Origin of the sequence: Castellaniella sp. (assembly GCF_049671645.1) — a bacterium.
Classification (GTDB): Bacteria; Pseudomonadota; Gammaproteobacteria; order Burkholderiales; family Burkholderiaceae_B; genus Castellaniella.
In genome coordinates this window covers 50,044-63,757 of the sequence record NZ_JBATVG010000014.1, presented here as the reverse complement: position 1 = coordinate 63,757, position 13,714 = coordinate 50,044, and the positions used below count along the sequence as shown (strand labels likewise).

General features: G+C 66.0%; 16 protein-coding genes. 8 read left to right on the top strand and 8 right to left on the bottom strand.

Features of this window, described 5'->3' with window-relative positions:
• Nucleotides 1-62: 62 nt before the first annotated feature.
• The 3 genes from WBG56_RS04925 to WBG56_RS04915 form a co-directional block, all read right to left on the bottom strand.
• Nucleotides 63-284 carry a YgdI/YgdR family lipoprotein gene (locus WBG56_RS04925; protein WP_424265838.1) on the bottom strand — a complete coding sequence of 74 codons (222 nt, stop codon included), beginning with the start codon at nucleotides 282-284 and terminating at the stop codon, nucleotides 63-65.
• Between the two features lie 214 nt (nucleotides 285-498).
• Entirely contained in the window at nucleotides 499-1,209 is a 711-nt protein-coding gene (gene queC, locus WBG56_RS04920; protein ID WP_424265836.1) for a 7-cyano-7-deazaguanine synthase QueC, read from the bottom strand.
• The gene (locus tag WBG56_RS04915) at nucleotides 1,206-1,877 is read right to left on the bottom strand and encodes a 7-cyano-7-deazaguanine/7-aminomethyl-7-deazaguanine transporter (protein WP_424265834.1); all 672 of its coding nucleotides are present in this window, start codon (nucleotides 1,875-1,877) and stop codon (nucleotides 1,206-1,208) included. The genes queC and WBG56_RS04915 overlap by 4 nt, the downstream gene beginning before the upstream one ends.
• A 216-nt stretch (nucleotides 1,878-2,093) precedes the next feature.
• Between WBG56_RS04915 and WBG56_RS04910 the strand changes: the two genes are divergently transcribed.
• From WBG56_RS04910 to WBG56_RS04895, 4 genes are all read left to right on the top strand, one after another.
• Nucleotides 2,094-2,405 carry a hypothetical protein gene (locus tag WBG56_RS04910; protein WP_424265832.1) on the top strand — a complete coding sequence of 104 codons (312 nt, stop codon included), beginning with the start codon at nucleotides 2,094-2,096 and terminating at the stop codon, nucleotides 2,403-2,405.
• 65 nt (nucleotides 2,406-2,470) lie between these two features.
• The gene (locus WBG56_RS04905) at nucleotides 2,471-3,016 is read left to right on the top strand and encodes a YcnI family protein (protein ID WP_424265830.1); all 546 of its coding nucleotides are present in this window, start codon (nucleotides 2,471-2,473) and stop codon (nucleotides 3,014-3,016) included.
• A 54-nt stretch (nucleotides 3,017-3,070) separates the two neighbouring features.
• A complete protein-coding gene (locus tag WBG56_RS04900; protein ID WP_424265828.1) occupies nucleotides 3,071-4,762 on the top strand; it encodes a copper resistance CopC/CopD family protein in 1,692 nt (563 codons plus the stop codon).
• A complete protein-coding gene (locus WBG56_RS04895; protein ID WP_424265826.1) occupies nucleotides 4,759-5,289 on the top strand; it encodes an N-acetyltransferase family protein in 531 nt (176 codons plus the stop codon). The genes WBG56_RS04900 and WBG56_RS04895 overlap by 4 nt, the downstream gene beginning before the upstream one ends.
• A gap of 43 nt (nucleotides 5,290-5,332) precedes the next feature.
• On the opposite strand, the gene WBG56_RS04890 is transcribed toward WBG56_RS04895, so the two are convergent.
• The 3 genes from WBG56_RS04890 to WBG56_RS04880 form a co-directional block, all read right to left on the bottom strand.
• Nucleotides 5,333-6,598 carry an NAD(P)/FAD-dependent oxidoreductase gene (locus tag WBG56_RS04890; protein ID WP_424265824.1) on the bottom strand — a complete coding sequence of 422 codons (1,266 nt, stop codon included), beginning with the start codon at nucleotides 6,596-6,598 and terminating at the stop codon, nucleotides 5,333-5,335.
• Nucleotides 6,599-6,668: 70 nt separating this feature from the next.
• Nucleotides 6,669-7,286: a hypothetical protein gene (locus WBG56_RS04885; protein WP_424265822.1), complete on the bottom strand. Its 618-nt coding sequence runs from the start codon at nucleotides 7,284-7,286 to the stop codon at nucleotides 6,669-6,671.
• 18 nt (nucleotides 7,287-7,304) lie between these two features.
• A complete protein-coding gene (locus tag WBG56_RS04880; RefSeq protein WP_424265820.1) occupies nucleotides 7,305-8,234 on the bottom strand; it encodes a LysR family transcriptional regulator in 930 nt (309 codons plus the stop codon).
• Between the two features lie 162 nt (nucleotides 8,235-8,396).
• Between WBG56_RS04880 and WBG56_RS04875 the strand changes: the two genes are divergently transcribed.
• Both WBG56_RS04875 and WBG56_RS04870 read left to right on the top strand, forming a co-directional pair.
• Nucleotides 8,397-9,200 carry a dioxygenase gene (locus WBG56_RS04875; protein WP_424265818.1) on the top strand — a complete coding sequence of 268 codons (804 nt, stop codon included), beginning with the start codon at nucleotides 8,397-8,399 and terminating at the stop codon, nucleotides 9,198-9,200.
• The gene (locus WBG56_RS04870) at nucleotides 9,197-9,871 is read left to right on the top strand and encodes an alpha/beta hydrolase (RefSeq protein WP_424265816.1); all 675 of its coding nucleotides are present in this window, start codon (nucleotides 9,197-9,199) and stop codon (nucleotides 9,869-9,871) included. Before WBG56_RS04875 ends, WBG56_RS04870 begins: the two co-directional genes overlap by 4 nt.
• A 52-nt stretch (nucleotides 9,872-9,923) precedes the next feature.
• Here WBG56_RS04870 and WBG56_RS04865 read toward each other — a convergent pair whose 3' ends face one another.
• On the bottom strand, nucleotides 9,924-10,712 hold the full coding sequence (locus WBG56_RS04865; protein ID WP_424265814.1) for a 5'-methylthioadenosine/adenosylhomocysteine nucleosidase: 789 nt from the start codon (nucleotides 10,710-10,712) through the stop codon (nucleotides 9,924-9,926).
• 153 nt (nucleotides 10,713-10,865) lie between these two features.
• Between WBG56_RS04865 and WBG56_RS04860 the strand changes: the two genes are divergently transcribed.
• Nucleotides 10,866-11,360: a MarR family winged helix-turn-helix transcriptional regulator gene (locus tag WBG56_RS04860; RefSeq protein ID WP_424265812.1), complete on the top strand. Its 495-nt coding sequence runs from the start codon at nucleotides 10,866-10,868 to the stop codon at nucleotides 11,358-11,360.
• A complete protein-coding gene (locus WBG56_RS04855) occupies nucleotides 11,350-12,108 on the top strand; it encodes a class I SAM-dependent methyltransferase (RefSeq protein ID WP_424265810.1) in 759 nt (252 codons plus the stop codon). Before WBG56_RS04860 ends, WBG56_RS04855 begins: the two co-directional genes overlap by 11 nt.
• Here the strand turns inward: WBG56_RS04855 and WBG56_RS04850 are convergent.
• The gene (locus WBG56_RS04850) at nucleotides 12,103-13,668 is read right to left on the bottom strand and encodes a winged helix-turn-helix domain-containing tetratricopeptide repeat protein (RefSeq protein ID WP_424265808.1); all 1,566 of its coding nucleotides are present in this window, start codon (nucleotides 13,666-13,668) and stop codon (nucleotides 12,103-12,105) included. The two genes, WBG56_RS04855 and WBG56_RS04850, sit on opposite strands and share 6 nt — an antisense overlap.
• Between the last annotated feature and the right edge of the window lie 46 nt (nucleotides 13,669-13,714).

Genomic DNA, 13,714 nt, shown 5'->3' with positions numbered 1-13,714 from the left:
CCGCAGGGCCGCATCAGGCTGTTCCGCCGCGGCGTGCCGCCGTCGGGCGGGGAGCGGCTGCCTTAGTTCACTTCCTCGATCCGCTCGACGTCGGACTTGTTGACCTTGACCTCGTGCCCGTCTTTTTCATAGTGGACGAAACCATCGTCCGTATCCGTCTTCGGCGCGTCGGCCGTGTAGTCGGTCCGTCCATCGTTTGTCGTCACGGTGGATGGGGTTGAACAGGCGGCCAGGATAAAGCTGCCGGCCAGAACGGCGAGGAGTCCGGGAATCTTCTTTGACATGAGCATCTCCTGAAAACGAGGGTCTCACAAACACCATATCAAGGTCTTCCGGAGGGGACTGTAAGCGGGTTCGACAGTCGGGCCGGGCGGGCCGTCCGTGCGATCGGCCGCGCGCCGCAGCCTTATAGGGGAGAAGGCGTGGATATCCGCTGTAGGGTCTTCTGACAAAATCGCGAACGATTGTTGTACGGACGAAGCGTTGCGCGGGCGAGGCCTAGGCCGGGGTTCGCCGCGCCGCCCATTGCCGGTAGCCCCGTGCGCGCAGCACGCAGGCCGGGCATTGCCCGCAGCCGTAGCCCCAGTCGTGCAGCCGGTCCCGCTGGTTCAGATAGCAGGTATGCGTTTCGACGCGCACCAGGTCTACCAAGGCGGCGCCACCCAGTCGCCGGGCCAGATCCCAGGTGTCGGCCTTGTCCAGCCACATCAACGGGGTTTCGAGCCTCAGCGGGCGATCCGTTCCCAGGCTGAGTGCGACCTGCAGCGCCTTGAGGGTATTGTCGCGGCAGTCCGGGTAGCCGGAATAGTCGGTCTGGGACATGCCGCCCACCAGCACGTCCAGGCCCCGGCGGTACGCCAGCGCGGCCGCCAGGGTGAAGAACAGCAGGTTGCGGCCCGGCACGAAGGTATTGGGCAGGCCGTCTTCCTGCAAGGCGATGGCGACGTCGTCCGTCATGGCGGATGCGCCCAGGTGCTTGAGCACGCCCGCGTCCAGCAGATGGTCGTCGCCCAGACGCTGCGCCCAGTCCGGCTGCAACGTCGCGATGCGGCTGCGCACCGTCGCGCGGCAGTCCAGTTCCGCGCAGTGGCGCTGGCCGTAGTCGAAGCCCAGGGTTTCGACGTGGCCGAAGCGCGTCAGCGCCCAGGCAAGGCAGGTGGTGGAATCCTGGCCGCCGGAGAGCAGGACCAGGGCGCGACCGGTGTTCACGCCGGCGACGCCTCGGTCAGGGGGCGCCGCCCCAGGACCCGGAGGACCGCATTCAGGACGATGCCGTACAAAGGCACGAACAGCAGCAGGCTGACGGTGAGCTTGATCGCGTAATCCACCAGGGCGATTTCGACCCAATGTTCCGCCATGAACGGATTGCTGCTGTGCCAGAAGGCCACGGCAAAGAAGATCGCCGTGTCCAGCGCCTGTCCCAGCACGGCGGATGCGGACGGCGCCACCCACCACGGCATGCGGCTGCGGCGGATGCGGTCAAAGACCTGCACATCCAGCAGTTGCCCGAACACGTAGGCCGCGAAGCTGGCCAGCGCGATCCGGAACACGAAGCCGTCGAACGCGCCCAGGGCGCCTGCCCCATTGAACCGGCCTTCGTGGAACAGCACCGACACGATATAGGACGCGATCAGCGCCGGCAGCATCACACGCGCGATCACCCGGCGAGCCTGCGCCTTGCCGATCAGCCGCACGGTCAGGTCGGTGGCCAGGAAAATGAAGGGGAAGCTGAAGGCGCCCCACGTGCTGTGGAAGCCGAACAGGTCGATCGGCAATTGCACCAGGTAGTTGCTGGCGATGATGATCGCGATGTGAAAGGCGACCAGCAGGGCCAGATAGCGGGAGGTCCGCGACGGCGGGACGAGCAGGGGTGTCATGAAAGACCTTTTTGGTGGATGGGGTGAGGGAACCCATGAAAGCAATGCGAGCGAAATTATAACTTGCGTGGCGTGGGAGCGATTCTTTGACGTATTATTGCCCCCATGCCCGCCCTGAGACCGCCTTCCCGAATCCCACGCGCAGCAGCCCGGCAACTGGTTTTTTGCCTGGCTGTCGTGGCGTTCCTGTGTCGGGCGATGATTCCTGCCGGCTACATGCCGGCCGCGAATGCGGCCGGGGGTGTGGGAGTCTTGTGGTTTTGCACAGGGACCGGGGATGCGGGAGTCACGTTCTCGCGTCTGGTGGAGCGCCTGACGCATCACGACGACGGGCATCACGAGTCCCAGAGCTGCCCGTTCTTTGTCGCCGCCTCGCATGCGCCGCTGCCCACGCAACCGGGTCTGGCTGTCGTGGGGATGGCGGCGCAGTTCCTGCTGTTCGCCCTGGCGCCGTCCAAGGTGAGCGTGGCTGCGCCCGTAGCCGGACCGCCCTTGGGGTCGCGCGCCCCTCCGTTGAATTTCGCCTGATTGTCCTTTGACGGCTACGTTGATCGCAGCCGGAACGGTTTTCATTCTTTCAAGCGAGGTTTTCAATGTCCATTTTTCGTACCGGCGCGTGCGCCGCTGCGGCATGCGCCGCCCTGTTGTTCGCCCCTTCGGCCTTTTCCCACATCACGCTGGAAACGCAGCAGGCGCCGGTGGGCGCCAGCTATAAGGCGGTGATGCGGGTGCCCCATGGCTGCCAGGGTTCCGCCACCGTCAAACTGCGTATCCAGATTCCGGCTGGTTTCCTGGGTGTCAAGCCGCAGCCCAAAGCTGGCTGGCAGCTGACGGTCGTGAAGGGCGATTACAGCAAACCCTATGATCTGTACGGTTCACAGGTCGATTCCGGCGTGACGGAGGTCGATTGGGCCGGCGGCCCCTTGCCCGATGACTTTTATGACGAGTTCGTGTTCAGGGGCTACATCAGCAGCAGCCTGAAGCCGGGCAGCACCCTGTATTTCCCGGTGATCCAGGAATGCGAGAAAGGCGTGGACCGCTGGATCGATATTCCCGATGGCAAGGAAAAAGCGCATGGGCATGATGATCACGGGGATACGCCCGCGCCGGGCCTGAAGCTGTTGCCGAAAGCCAAGTAAGGGCGGCCTCCGGAGCGCCTGCCGGCCGGGCGCCCCGGGCTCGGGAGAATGAACATGGATCTGCCCATGATGGGTGCGACAAGGCGCGTTCACGCCCTGTGTTTTCGAGGGTTCGCAAGCCTGCTGTGGGTGCTGGCGGCCTTGGCCTGGGGGCCGCGCGCCTTCGCGCATGCGGCCCTGGTATCGAGTTCGCCCGCGCAAGGGGCGGTGCTGTCCACAGCGCCGCACGAAGCGCGCCTGACGTTCGACGAACCGGTGTCCGCGCTGGTCTTCAAGATCATTGAACCGGACGGGACGGCTCGGGACGTACGCAAGATACAGCCGGTGGCCGATGGTCTGATGCTGTCCTTGCCTGCGCTGTCGGAACGCGGGACCTATGCCTTGAGCTGGCGCGTGGTGTCCGCGGACGGCCATCCGGTGGGCGGGACCCTCACGTTCGCCGTGGGGGAACCGGGAGCCGGCCCCACCCAGGTCCATGCGGCGCATTTCGCCCGGGATTTCTGGGTCTGGCTGGGCTCGGCCGCCTGGTACGTGATGCTGATTTCCGGGGTCGGCCTGGCCCTCTGCGCAGCGCGCGGAGCTGCGTCGCCGCGTCGCCGCGCCTTGGGTCTGTCCTGGCTGGCGGCGGCCGGCGCGGTCGTCGTCGTCAATGTCGGTTTGCTGGGGATCGATGCCCTGGACCTGCCGCTGGCCGGGCTGTTGCGGGCGCAGGCCTGGCAGACCGCCGCCGCAACTTCCTTTGGGCTGTCGGCCGCCTTGGCCCTGCTGGCGCTGGCCTGCGCGGCGGCTTCCTGGATGACGGCCCCCGTCCGTTTTCGCGTCGGACTGGCATTGCTGTCGGCCGCGTTGCTGGGCGTCGCCCTGGCGGCCAGCGGGCATGCCAGCACCGCGCCGCCCGTCTGGCTGGCCCGCCCCGCTGTCTGGCTGCACGTCGTAGCCGTCACGCTGTGGGTCGGGTCGCTCGCGCCGCTGTACGTCATGCTGCGGTCCCCGGCCGGAAGCGGGACGCTGCTGCGATGGTTCTCCCGCGTGATTCCGGCTGCGCTGCTGGCCTTGCTGGTCAGTGGCGCGGCGCTGATCTATCTGCAGTTCGATACGCCGTCTTCCCTGTGGCGGACGGCGTACGGGCGCGTGCTGATCGGCAAGCTGCTGCTGGTGGCCGTCCTGCTGGCCCTGGGCGCGTACAACCGCTACCGCCTGACCGGCGCGGTGCTGGCGGGCGAGTTGGCGGCCCGGCGTTCCTTGCGCCGGGTGGTTTGCGCTGAAATCGTCGTCGGGCTCGCGATCCTGGCCGTCGTGGCGCTGTGGCGCTTCACGCCGCCCCCGCGCGCCCTGGAGGCGGCCGCCCGGGCCGCCGTCCCGGCGGCGGTCTCCGAACACATCCACGGATCGCAGGCCATGGTGGATCTGAGCTATCTGCCAGCGCCGCGAGGCGGCGCCGCATCGCTGTCCCTGTACCTGTCCACGCCCGGTTTCGAGAACCTGCGGGCGCAGGCCGTCGAGGTGGTGTTTTCCGACACGGATGCCGGCATCGAGCCGATCGCCTATCCCGCGCGGCAGGCCGAAGACGGCAGTTGGAAGGTGAGCGGCATTCAATTGCCGCAGCGGGATCACTGGGACGTGCGCATCGACATCCTGGTGTCGGACTTCAAGCGCGTCAGCGTGCGGACGACGCTGCGCCTGTCCGGAGGGGGAGGGGATCTGGTATCGTCCAGCGCAACGGACAATCCCCGGAAATCCCCATGACAACACATCGCATCGTGCCGTGCTCACACGAGCGGCACGCAACGGCCATCCTGGACATCTTCAATGAAGCGATCCTGAATTCGACTGCCTTGTACGACTACGCGCCGCGCGCCCCGGAGAGCATGGGGCCCTGGTTCGCGGCCAAGGAAAAGGGCGGATTTCCAGTCATCGGCATCGAAGACGCCTCCGGCGCGCTGCTGGCGTTCGGCAGCTACGGGACATTTCGGGCCTGGCCGGCCTACAAATACACGGTCGAGCATTCCGTGTACGTGCATCCGGATCATCGGGGCCGGGGCCTGGGCCGCGAGATCCTGCAGGCGTTGATCGCGGCGGCCCGGGACCGCGGCGTGCATGCCTTGGTGGGGGGCATCGACGCGGCCAACGCCGGCAGCATCGCGCTGCACAAGCGTCTGGGATTCAGTCACGTCGGCACGCTGCCGCAGGTGGGCTTCAAGTTCGGGCGGTGGCTGGATCTGTCGTTCTACCAGTTGCTGCTGGACGTGCCGCTCGAGCCTGTGGATGGCTGACTTGTCCGGGTGATGGGGGCGGTTCGCGCCGCCCATGCGGACGCTAGAATCGACGCGCGCCATACGGCGCGAGATCGCAGGCGGGCGACCGGTCCAGCACCAGGTCAGTGATGATCCTGGCCGTCGCCGGCGCCTGCGTCAGGCCCAGGTGGCCGTGGCCAAAGGCATAAAGGATGCGCCTGGAACGGTGTGCGTGGTCGATGACCGGCAGGGAATCCGGAAGGCAGGGGCGGTTTCCCATCCATTCGCTGCGGTCTTCCGGCGCGCCGGTTTTCAGCGCGGGGAAAAGTGTTTGCGTGTTGCGCATCAGCGCCTGGGCGCGTCGTGGATTGGGCGCGCTGTCCAGGCGGCCGAATTCGACGGTGCCCGCCGCCCGCAGGCCCATCTCCATGGGCGTGACGAAGATCTTGGCCTCCGCGGCCACCACGGGACGCTGCAGGGCGATGCCTGCGTCGCGCAAGACGACGTGATACCCCCGCTGGGGTTCCAGAGGCACCCGGTCGCCCAGGCTGCGGGCCAGCCGGCGCGACCAGGCCCCGGCGGCGATCACGGCTTTCCCCGCCTGGCGCACACCCTGGGTAGTCCGCACAGCCACCGTTGCCTCGTCGACGGGATCGACGGACTCCGCCCGCGCCTCGACGATCTCGCCTCCGGCCGCCGCGAACTGCGCGCGCAGGGTCCTGAGCAGGCGTTCGGGGTGGGCGATCATGCCTTCATCGGGCAGGAAGACGCCCCGCGTGAACTGCGGGCCCACGTCGGGTTCCAGATCGTGCAGTTCCCCGGCATCCACGTCGCGGACTTCGACGCCGTGTTCGCGTCTTAGCCGCCAGCCCGCGGCGTCCTTCAGAACTGCTTCGGCGCTGCGATAGACCTGCAGTTGTCCGGTCGCCCGGAAGATGTCGGGGCTGCCCAGCTGCCGGGCCAGATCCCGGTATTCGGCCATGGCGATCGCGTTCAGCGCGTGCAGCGCCGTGGCGGTGCGCGCCACCTGGGCGGGGGTCGAGGACCGCAGGAAGCGGATCAGCCAGGGCGTGATCGGCAGCGCGTAATCTGCGCGGATACTGAGCGGTCCGTCCGCGTCCAGCAGCATGCCCGGCACCTGTTTCCAGATGCCGGGCATGCCCAGCGGGGCCACCGAGCCCGCGCTGATGCTGCCGGCGTTCCCGGTCGAGCAGCACAGCCCGGCCAGATCGGCTTCGATCAGGCAGACCTGTTGGCCGGCCTCCCGGAGCCGCCAGGCGGTCAGCGTGCCGATGATGCCGCCGCCGATCACGATGACGTCGGGTTTTGTGTTGTGAGGATGAGGCATAGGGGGATGATTGCTGTGGATTGAGTATGGCGGCCGGTCATCGAGCGGGGAGTGGCCTGCCGCGCGGGGCCTACTGCGCGGCGGCGCCCTGCAGCCATTTCAGATACGCCGAACGGGTTATGGCGGACACGGATTCCAGCGCCTTCCGGTACTGGACCTGATGCCGCAGCATCAGCCGCGCGTCGGCCACGCCGCGTGATTTGCAAAACCAATGGCAGCTGTGCTGCAGCAGGTAGAGTTCCGCCGACAGGTGGTAGGCGCGGTCTTTCGGCTCCAGTTGGTCTTCATTGTCCACGACATGGCGCAGCCCGACTGCGTGGATGCGCAGCAGCGCGCGGAAGTCCCGTGTCGATGCGGGAAGAAAGCGCTCGATGTAGGGCACGCAGAACGAGAGCGCGCCCATGCGGGTGGCCTGGGCGCTTTCCTTTTGCATGGCGTCGGCCAGCGACCGTATCTGTGCCGCCACTGCGCGTTCAGTGGGGGCGAAGGTGTCCAGCACCTGGAGCTGGCGGGTTTCATCCTGCTCATGGATGGCGCGGGTGTAGCCCTGCGTCAGCGTTTCCATGTGGCGTTCGAGCTGCAGGCTGGCCAGATGGCGCCCCAGCAATGCGATGTGGGCGCGTTGGTAACGCAGACACAACAATCGCCATGCCGCGATGAGGGCCAGCAGGGTCAATGCGATATTCATAGTGGGTGTGCTTTCACTTCACTTGAGAGCCTGAAGACTACAGGATTTCCTGTCCGACCAGGGGGGCGTCAGCAGCGCGTCCGCCAGGAAATCCACCAACCGGCGCACCTTCAGCGGGAGTTGCTTGCGCGTGGGGTAGACCACGAAGATGCCCAGCTCCGCAGCGCGGAAATCGGGCATGAGCTCGACCAGCGCGCCGCTGCGCAGGTCTTCGTGGACCAGAAAATCCGGCTGCAGGATGATCCCCTGGTGCGCCAGCGCCGCCGCCCGGCAGGTATCGCCGTTGTTTGTGTGGATGCGCGGACGCGTGCGCACGGTCACCTGGCCCCCGGGACCCTGGAATGTCCAGTCGTCCCCCGATGACCAGTAGGTATAGGAAATCACTTCGTGTCTGGCGAGAGCGTGGGGATGCGCGGGGGTTCCATGCATGGCAAGGTATTCCGGCGAGGCGCACAGCACCATGCGCGTGCCGGCCAGCCGGCGGCTGATCAGACTGGAATCGGATAGCCGCGCGATGCGGATCACCAGGTCGTAGCCCTCTTCGACCAGATCGACGACGCGGTCCGACAGCACGATGTCCAGCGTGACTTGCGGGTTCTCCGCCGCGAATCGCCCCCATAGCGCGGCCAGGTGCAGCGCGCCGAAGGTCTGCGGCGCGCCGATGCGCAGGCGCCCTTGCGCCTGCAAGGCGCTGGACCCCACCTCGCCCTCGGCCTCCTGGACGGCCAGCAGAATGTCCTTGCAGCGCTGGTAATAGGCCTGCCCCTCGCTTGTCAGCGACAGGCGACGCGTCGTTCGCTGCAGCAGACGCGTTCCCAGGTGCGCCTCCAGTTCGTTGACGTGGCGCGATACGGCGGGCTTGGACAGGCCGACCGCATCCATCGCCCCGACAAAACTGCCGGCCTCGACCACTGCGGTGAAGGTCTTCATGGCTTGAAGAAGATCCATAGTCTCTAATATCGGAACAATGTGTCTATTGTATGAGGATTTATCTCTGCTGGTGGAGCCGATAAAGTAACACTGATGCGGGCAAACCCTAGGGGTTATCCGGTCCGCTCCCATCGCGCCTGAAGCGGGCGCTTTGGCCTGCTGATTTCAGAGAGTTCCGCCATGTCCCGAGCACCTTCCATTTTCATTTCCCACGGATCGCCGATGTTTGCGCTGGAGCCCGGCATGCTCGGCCCCAACTTGCGGCAACTCGGAGCATCATTGCAGGGCGTGTCGGCGATCGTGGTGGCGTCCCCCCACTGGCAGACCCGGGATGTGCGTGTCTCCGGGGTTGCCCGGCCGCAGACCATCCACGATTTCGGCGGCTTTCCGGCCCCTTTGTATGCGCTCAGCTACGAACCGCCGGGCGCGCCGGCGCTTGCCGCCGAGATTGCCCGAATGCTGGTCGATGCCGGCATGCCTGCTACGGTCGACACGCAGCGCGGGCTGGACCACGGCGCCTGGGTCCCGTTGCGCTACCTCAGGCCCGCGGCCGATATCCCGGTCCTTCAGGTCTCTCTTCCGGTCGGGATGGACACCCGGGGCGCGTTGCGGTTGGGCATGGCGCTGGCGCCTCTGCGCGAGCGCGGCGTGTTGATCATCGGCTCGGGCAGCCTCACGCACAATCTCTACGAATTCCGCAGCCACATCCGGGATCCGGAGTACGCGCAGGCCTTCGCCGACTGGGCCGCCGATGCCGTTGCGCGCCGGGACGACGAGGCTTTGGTGGAGTACCGCGCCCGCGCGCCCCACGCCGAGCGCGCGCATCCCACCGAGGAGCATTACCTGCCGCTGCTGGTGGCGCTCGGCGCGAGCGCGCCGGGTGAAGCCCGCATGCGGATTCCTGGCGGCATGACCTATGGCGTGCTGTCGATGGACTCTTTTGGCTTCGGCCTTCCCCACTCAGCCACACTGGACGCGGCATGAAGCCCATGATCTCCGAACTCCGAACCGACTTGTCCCTGGCGTTTCGCACGACATCGCCCGATTCCGGGGCGTCGGCCAAGCGCCTGCTGGTGCTGTTGCACGGCGTGGGCGGCAACGAAACCGATCTTGCGTCGCTGGGCGGCACGCTGGCGGATACCCGCGTGATCCTGGCGCGCGGTCCTCTCGCATTCGCCCCCGGCCAGCACGCCTGGTTCCAGGTGTCGTTCGGCCCGCAGGGTCCCCGCCCGGATCTGGCGGCGGCAGAGCAGAGCCGGCAGCGCCTGTCGAGTTTCCTCTCGGAACTGCAGGCGGAGTACGCCGTGCCGTCCGCCCGGACGGTGATCGCCGGATTCAGTCAAGGCGGCATCATGAGCGCCAGCCTCGGCCTCACGCGGCCCGAGCTCGTCACCGGCTTCGGCATCCTGTCCGGCCGCATCCTGCCCGAGATTGCGCCGCACGTGGCGCAGCGCTCGGCCCTGGCGGGGGTGGGCGCGTTCATCGGTCATGGCCGGGACGACACCAAGCTGCCCGTGGACTGGGCGCGACGAGCCGATCGGTGGCTCACCGAACTTGGCGTGCCGCATGAAACGCGGCTGTATCCTGGGGGTCATGGAATCCCGCCCGCCATGCGGGATGATTTCCTGGCCTGGTTCGGACTTCTCACTGCCTGATTCCCCAGCCCGTCAGGCGCTTGGAGTGCGTGGCGGGCATTCCCGGGAAGGTCTATTCCGAGCCGTCCGCAGCCCGGCCCAACCAGCGCCGGATGATGGCTACGCTGTAGCGCGACTCCACCTCGGTGATGAATCGTGGGAAGTCCACGCTCGCCGAATCATCCGCCCGGTCGGAGATGATGCGCACGGCTGCGAACGGAATGCCCCATTCATGGCAGACCTGGGCCACCGCCGCGCCCTCCATCTCCACGGCCAGCGCGTCGGGCAATGCGTTGCGCAAGGCACTGCTTTCGGCTTCCGTGGAAACGAACCGGTCGCCGCTGATGATCAGCCCCGTGTGGACGCGAGGCGCCGTCAGGCCGAATGCATGAAGGGCGGCGTCCCCCACCAGGGGCAATGGATCCGCCAGCACGTCGCGGGCGCTTCCGGCCAGGCCGTCGGCCAGCGCCCGGTCGGCCGCGAGCCGCGCCATGCCGGTCAGTGGGATTTCCCAGCGGGGGAACAAGGGGGACGCGTCGACGTCGTGCTGCAGGAATTCGGTCGACACCACCACATCGCCGATGCCGACCTGCGGCGACAAAGCGCCGGCCACCCCCGTGAAGACGATGGCGCATGTGCCGAACCGCGATGCCAGGACGGCGGCCGTGGCCGCCGCCGCCACTTTGCCGACTCGGGACAGCACCAGAACGACCTGGACGCCATCCAGTTCGCCGACCCAGAACTCGCGGCTGCCGATGTGAATGCGTTGCTCATCCTGCATCAACGCGAGCAGGCCGCTCAGTTCCTGATGCAGGGCGGCGACGATGCCGATGGGGCTGGCTGGACTCGATGCAGGGGGCACGAATGTTCTCTGTCAGGGGTGGATTTCAGGGGGGGCACGTGTTTCGGGCGGATTCCATGTCAGCCGCTTGTGACACCGGCATCCCTTTCCTTCGGAATGGAAAATCTTGCCCGCTATTGTAATTTACATTAGCGCTAATGTATTATTCGATCCATGAACTCAAAAGAGAAACCCGGCCTTGGTGAACTCCTTCGCTACGTCGGCGAGCTGGTCGAACAGGGCGCGGAAGAGCATTACCGGACGATGAGCCTGAACTACCGGGCTCGCTACACCCCTGTGCTCCGGGCGCTGCGCGCAGGCGCCCGGACGGTCACCGACATTACGGCGCGCACCCATCTGACCCAAGGCGCCATCAGCCAGAGCGTCGCCCTTTTGGAAGGCGATGGCCTCATCGCGCGTCATGCCGTCGATGATGGCCGCAAGAGCGGCATCCGGCTCACAAAAGCCGGTCAGGCTCTGGTGGCCAAGCTTGAACAGCACTGGGTCGCGACCTTCGCCGCGATTGCCGATCTTGAAGCAGAGATCGGCCATCCCTTGCTGCAGTCCCTGGAAAGGGCCGCCCAGGCCCTGGAGCGCCAGGGGTTCTCGGCCCGAATCACAGCCGCAAAAAGCGGATTGCCCGCAGGAGATCAAACGGATGTCGAATAACGCCAATCCGGTTCGGAACTGGTTTGAACAAGGGGGGCGGGCGTATGCGCGCTTTCGCCCCGAGTATCCGCCGCAACTGGCGGCTTTCCTGGCTTCGATCGCGCCGGACCATCGCATGGCCGTCGATGTGGGGTGCGGCAATGGCCAACTGACGCAGCTCCTTGCCCCGCATTTCGAGGCCGTGGTCGGGCTGGACCCCAGCGCCGATCAGATCGAGAATGCCGTTCCCGGCGAGCGCATCACGTATCAGCGCGCGCCGGCCGAACAATTGCCGCTGGCCGATGGCGCGGCAAGCCTCATTACCGCGGCGCAGGCGGCGCATTGGTTCGATCTGCCCGGTTTCTACCGAGAGGCCAGGCGGGTGGCCCGGGCCGGCGGTATCCTGGCATTGATCAGCTACGGTGTCCTCGATCTCGAACCCGCTCTCAATGAACGGTTCCAGAAGTTCTACCGGGACGAGATCGGCCCCTACTGGCCTCCCGAGAGAAAGCTGGTCGATACCGGCTATGCGACCATCGACTTTCCGTTCGAGGAACTGGCGGCGCCGCCCTTGGAGATCAGGCTCCAGTGGCACCTGTCCGAGTTCCTGGGCTACCTGCTGACGTGGTCGGCGGTCCGCCGCGCCAAAGAGGCCGGGCGAGAAGAGGTGCTGTTGAACTTCGCCGGCGACATTGCATCGGCGTGGGGCGATGAGAACGTCCGCCGCAGCATTGCCTGGCCCATCAATATGCGGATTGGGATCTTATAACCCCGCCTTCGACAGGCCTTCGATCATGAGCCCGTAGTTCACATGGCTTTGAGTCGGCAGCCAGCCAAACGGTGTGTCCAGACATACTGAAGGGGTGAGTTCCCGCAGGCGTTTGATGGCGATGCCGGCCTCTGCCTGCTTGCCCAGCATGGCCAGGCTGGCGGCAAGTATCGCTTGCGACAACACCATGTCCCGCATGTTTTGCACGGACCTTCTGGCCCACATTTCAGCTTCGGTGAAATTGCCCAGAAAATAATTTGCTGCCGACATGCCCGCCTGCATGCGGTAGAGCTCCGGGTCCACCGGGCTCAAGTGCATGGCGCGAGTGAATTGCTCGATCGCCTGTTCTGTTTGGCCGTGCCACAGGTGGCAGAATGCGCCCAGAAACCAGGCTGAAGCGAGGTTGGGATTCAGCGACTGCGCGTGTTCCAGCAAAGCAATGCCTTCGACCAGATCGCCGGCCAAGTGGCCCAGGACGTGTCCGCAGCGCGTCAGCACCTCGGCATCGTATGGGCCGAGTTCGGCCGCCCGGCGCGCCAGCCGCACGCCTTCCGCCGTTTCCGCGGGGCAATCCCGCATCCAGTCATTGACCTTGCGCCAGCAGTGGCACCACGCCGCCATCGCATAGGCCGATGCAAAGTCGGAATCGCAGGCGCGTGCCTGCTGGAACAGCGGCAGGGCCTGGTCTATGGCATCGCACGTCCCTCGGTGCAAATACGCCATGCCGCGCAGGTAGTAGTCGTAGGCGGTCAGGTTTTCGGTGGGCTTGAACCGCGCGCGCACGATTTCCGCCTGCTCCACTTGCGGCGCGATGGCGCCTACGACGCTGTCTGCGATCTGATCCTGGAACTCGAACAGATTGGTCAGTACGCCTTCGAAGCGGTCGGCCCAGCGGGTTGCGCCGGTCGCGGTATCGATCAGGTGGCCGCTGATGCGGACCCGGTTCTGCGCCTGCCGCCAACTGCCTTCCAGCACATAGCGCACGCCGAGCTCACGTCCTACCTGTTTCACGTCGACGTTGCGGTGTTTGTAGGTAAAGCTCGAGTTGCGAGCCACCACGAATAACCAGCGGTAGCGCGACAACGCGGTGATGATGTCTTCGATGACCCCATCGGCCAGGTAGTCACGCTCGGCGCCGCCGCTCAAGTTCACGAAAGGCAGGACCGCGATCGAGGGTTTGTCGCTCAGGTCCGCATCGTTCTGCGGCAGATGGTTTGCCGCAACCGGTCCAGCGGATGGTACGGGCCCGTCTGGCGTCCCGATCGTCGCGACGAACCGAAAGCCTTTGCGCGGAATGGTCCTGATGATGCGTTGCCGCTGGCCATCGTCTCCGACCACCGCGCGCGCGGCATTGACGTGGCTGGCGACTGTGGATTCCGAGATGATGCGCCCGCCCCATACCGCTTCCATCAACTCATCGCGCGTGACGACGCGGTCGTGTTGGCTGATCAGATAGACGAGCAAGTCGAACACTTTGGGTGTCGTTGCCACAGGCTGAGACGCGCGATGCAGTTCGCGGCGTTCCAGATCCAGCATGCAGTCAGCGAAAACGCATTGCATTGGGATCCCCTATACGGAAGCAGGCAGCCCCATGCCCATCTGGCGC

Excerpts from the sequence above, each read along its gene's own strand:
- WBG56_RS04915 (WP_424265834.1), bottom strand. The coding sequence starts at position 1,877 with ATGACACCCCTGCTCGTCCCGCCGTCGCGGACCTCCCGCTATCTGGCC.
- WBG56_RS04875 (WP_424265818.1), top strand. The coding sequence starts at position 8,397 with ATGTCCCGAGCACCTTCCATTTTCATTTCCCACGGATCGCCGATGTTT.
- WBG56_RS04890 (WP_424265824.1), bottom strand. The coding sequence starts at position 6,598 with ATGCCTCATCCTCACAACACAAAACCCGACGTCATCGTGATCGGCGGC.
- WBG56_RS04855 (WP_424265810.1), top strand. The coding sequence starts at position 11,350 with ATGTCGAATAACGCCAATCCGGTTCGGAACTGGTTTGAACAAGGGGGG.
- WBG56_RS04870 (WP_424265816.1), top strand. The coding sequence starts at position 9,197 with ATGAAGCCCATGATCTCCGAACTCCGAACCGACTTGTCCCTGGCGTTT.
- WBG56_RS04900 (WP_424265828.1), top strand. The coding sequence starts at position 3,071 with ATGGATCTGCCCATGATGGGTGCGACAAGGCGCGTTCACGCCCTGTGT.
- WBG56_RS04905 (WP_424265830.1), top strand. The coding sequence starts at position 2,471 with ATGTCCATTTTTCGTACCGGCGCGTGCGCCGCTGCGGCATGCGCCGCC.
- WBG56_RS04895 (WP_424265826.1), top strand. The coding sequence starts at position 4,759 with ATGACAACACATCGCATCGTGCCGTGCTCACACGAGCGGCACGCAACG.
- WBG56_RS04880 (WP_424265820.1), bottom strand. The coding sequence starts at position 8,234 with ATGGATCTTCTTCAAGCCATGAAGACCTTCACCGCAGTGGTCGAGGCC.
- WBG56_RS04885 (WP_424265822.1), bottom strand. The coding sequence starts at position 7,286 with ATGAATATCGCATTGACCCTGCTGGCCCTCATCGCGGCATGGCGATTG.
- WBG56_RS04910 (WP_424265832.1), top strand. The coding sequence starts at position 2,094 with ATGCCGGCCGCGAATGCGGCCGGGGGTGTGGGAGTCTTGTGGTTTTGC.
- WBG56_RS04850 (WP_424265808.1), bottom strand. The coding sequence starts at position 13,668 with ATGCAATGCGTTTTCGCTGACTGCATGCTGGATCTGGAACGCCGCGAA.
- WBG56_RS04925 (WP_424265838.1), bottom strand. The coding sequence starts at position 284 with ATGTCAAAGAAGATTCCCGGACTCCTCGCCGTTCTGGCCGGCAGCTTT.
- WBG56_RS04860 (WP_424265812.1), top strand. The coding sequence starts at position 10,866 with ATGAACTCAAAAGAGAAACCCGGCCTTGGTGAACTCCTTCGCTACGTC.